The following is a 3,161-nucleotide window of genomic DNA, read 5'->3' as shown; positions in this document are numbered from 1 at the left end:
GCCTATGACGAAGACATCGCCGTCGCGGCGCATTTCCTCGGCCATCGCATCGCGCAACGCTTCGCGCACCGTGGTCGAGACCATTTCCGTACCGGCCGGAATGTCCGGATCGGCGGCGATTTCCGTCTTCGGCGCGGCAGCCACCGGCGCGGCAGCCGGCTTTGCGGCCTCCGCCTTGTCCTCTGCGGCGGCCGGAGCCTCTGCAGGTGCTTCCGCCTTGGCGGGAGCCGCGGACTTGCCGATATCGTCGGCACTTTCGCCGTCCTGCAACAGCACGGCGATGGGTGTGTTGACCTTGACGCCTTCGGTGCCGGCGGCGATCAGGATCTTGCCCAGCGTGCCTTCGTCGACGGCCTCCACTTCCATCGTCGCCTTGTCGGTCTCGATTTCGGCGATGACGTCGCCGGCGACGACCTTGTCGCCCTCGTTCTTCAACCACTTGGAAAGATTGCCCTCTTCCATGGTCGGCGAGAGAGCGGGCATGAGAATTTCGATCGGCATGTCCTTGCCCTCCCGTTACAATACGATATCGGTCCAGAGTTCGGACGGATCCGGCTCTGCATCGTTCTGGGCAAATTCGGCGGCGTCAGCGACGATGTCGCGGACCTCCTTGTCGATGGTCTTCAGCTCGTCCTCGGTTGCCCACTTCTTCTCGATCAGCCGCGCCTTGACCTGTTCGATCGGGTCATGGTCGGAGCGCATCTTCTGCACTTCTTCCTTAGAGCGGTATTTTGCCGGATCGGACATCGAGTGACCGCGATAGCGGTAGGTCTGCATTTCGAGAATGATCGGCCCATTGCCGGCGCGGCACCATTCGGTCGCCTGGTCGCCGGCGGCCTTGACGGCGCGCACGTCCATGCCGTCGACCTGGATGCCGGGGATCTTGAACGAAGCGCCACGGTGCGAAAAATTGGTTTCCGCCGAAGAGCGCGACACCGAAGTGCCCATGGCATAGCGGTTGTTCTCGATGATGTAGATCACCGGCAGCTTCCACAGCGAGGCCATGTTGAAGCTTTCATAGACCTGGCCCTGGTTGGCCGCACCGTCGCCGAAATAGGTCAGCGAGACATTGTTGTTGTCGCGGTAGCGGTTGGCGAAGGCCAAGCCCGTGCCGAGCGACACCTGCGCGCCGACGATGCCGTGGCCGCCGTAAAAGTGCTTTTCCTTGGAGAACATGTGCATGGAGCCGCCCTTGCCCCGCGACAGGCCGCCGCGACGCCCGGTCAGCTCGGCCATGACGCCGCGCGGCGACAGCTCCATCGCCAGCATGTGGCCGTGGTCGCGATAGGCGGTGATCATCTGATCGCCGTCGATCAGCGCCATCTTCATGCCGGTGACGACCGCTTCCTGGCCGATATAGAGGTGGCAGAAGCCGCCGATGAAACCCATGCCGTAAAGCTGGCCGGCCTTTTCCTCGAAGCGGCGGATGAGCAGCATGTGCCGGTAGGCGGCAAGCTCTTCGTCCTTGGTGAATTCGACAGGCCTGGGGGCGGAAAGCCCCGATTTGCCGTCGGATTTGGATTTGGCAGGCGCTTTTCTGGCGGCGGTGGCCATGCATCACTCCCTGTTGGCGTCTCTTTGTGGACATTAGAGCAGGATGAAATCTGCCCTGGGGAGATCAGCTCCTCCCCACCGATTTCAGGGAGGCTAACACGCGTCAAAGCGTTGCGCCATGCCGAATTTGCATAGCTGGCATGCGCCTAAGCGATTAAAATCATTGAAAATATTGACGATTAACTTGAAGTCAGTTATTTCGCCGAGGTCGGCAACATAATGGTGATTTCGTCAGCCTGGGACAGATTGAGCGCCTTACGTGCCTGCTCATCGAGCATGTCCTTCTCGAGCGTGCCTTCATGCATCAGCCGAACGCGGCGCTCAAGTTCCATGCGGCGCGCCTTGATGGCATCGAGCTGGCCTTGCAGCGCAACCGTCTGGGCTTCAAGCTGATATTTCGAATAGATGCCGAATTCGCCGTGATAGGCGTGAAAGCCGAAATAGGCCAGGAACGCCACGCAAAGCGAGGGAATGATCAGCCGGCCGGTGTTTCTCTGCTTGTGCTGACGCGTCCACATGATCCAAATCCTCGCGGCCACGAACTCATGCGGCTCACGATCTTTTTCGCCCGATTGTGCTTAACGGACGGTTACGGGTGACATGTTTGGCGGCGCCGAAACGAAAAAGGGCGGGAATGCTCCCGCCCTTTTGTCCGGTATCGATGAGCAGGTGTTTCCGGATCAGCCCTTGACCACCGACTTGCCGGCATAGCTTGCCTGCTTGCCGAGCTGTTCCTCGATGCGGATCAGCTGATTGTACTTGGCCATGCGGTCCGAGCGCGACAGCGAGCCGGTCTTGATCTGTCCGCAATTGGTGGCGACGGCGAGATCGGCAATGGTCGAATCCTCGGTTTCGCCCGAGCGGTGCGACATGACAGCGGTGTAGCCGGCCTTGTGCGCGGTTTCAACGGCGTCGAGCGTTTCCGTCAACGAGCCGATCTGGTTGACCTTGACCAGGATCGAATTGGCAACGCCCATGCGGATGCCGTCGCGCAGCCGCGCCGTGTTGGTGACGAACAAATCGTCGCCAACCAGCTGCGTCTTCTTGCCGATCAGGTCGGTCAGGTACTTCCAGCCTTCCCAATCGTCCTCGGCCAAGCCGTCCTCGATCGAGATGATCGGATAGTCGGCGGCAAGCTTGGCCAGGTATTTGGCCTGCGCCTTGGGATCGCGCGTCTTCTTCTCGCCCTCATAGACGTAGTTGCCGTCCTTGAAGAACTCGGTCGCGGCGCAATCGAGGCCGAGCGCAATCTCGTCGCCCGGCTTGAAGCCGGCCTGTTCGATCGACTCCATGATGAAATCGAGCGCCACAGGCGCGCTTTTCAGGTTTGGGGCAAAGCCGCCCTCGTCGCCGACATTGGTGTTGTGGCCGGCGTCCTTCAGTTTCTTCCTCAGCGTATGGAAGATTTCCGAACCCCAGCGGACACCTTCGCGCAGCGTCGGCGCGCCGATCGGCAGGATCATGAATTCCTGGAAATCGATCGGGTTGTCGGCATGCGCGCCGCCATTGATGATGTTCATCATAGGCACCGGCAGGAGATGCGCCTTGGTGCCGCCGACATAACGGTAGAGCGGCAGGCCGGCGGCATCGGCGGCCGCCCTTTGCAC

At 60.8% G+C, this 3,161-nt stretch carries 4 protein-coding genes; all 4 read right to left on the bottom strand.

The window, feature by feature from the left end; genetic code table 11:
* Positions 1–501: biotin/lipoyl-containing protein (locus EN943_RS36240; RefSeq protein WP_348630119.1), on the bottom strand; the 501-nt coding region annotated here is incomplete at its 3' end.
* 15 nt (positions 502–516) lie between these two features.
* On the bottom strand, positions 517–1,554 hold the full coding sequence (gene pdhA, locus EN943_RS36235; RefSeq protein ID WP_127416532.1) for a pyruvate dehydrogenase (acetyl-transferring) E1 component subunit alpha: 1,038 nt from the start codon (positions 1,552–1,554) through the stop codon (positions 517–519).
* Between the two features lie 194 nt (positions 1,555–1,748).
* Positions 1,749–2,072 (bottom strand): septum formation initiator family protein, encoded by a 324-nt coding sequence (locus EN943_RS36230; RefSeq protein WP_027038975.1) that lies wholly within the window; start codon positions 2,070–2,072, stop codon positions 1,749–1,751.
* Positions 2,073–2,234: 162 nt separating this feature from the next.
* Positions 2,235–3,161 (bottom strand): phosphopyruvate hydratase (eno, locus tag EN943_RS36225; RefSeq protein ID WP_127416531.1); only part of this gene is annotated, 927 nt, incomplete at its 5' end.

It is taken from the genome of Mesorhizobium sp. M7A.F.Ca.US.006.01.1.1, assembly GCF_003997935.1.
In the GTDB taxonomy this organism is placed as follows: Bacteria; Pseudomonadota; Alphaproteobacteria; order Rhizobiales; family Rhizobiaceae; genus Mesorhizobium.
Note: the sequence above shows the minus strand (reverse complement) of the source record. Positions and strands in the feature narration are given on the sequence as shown.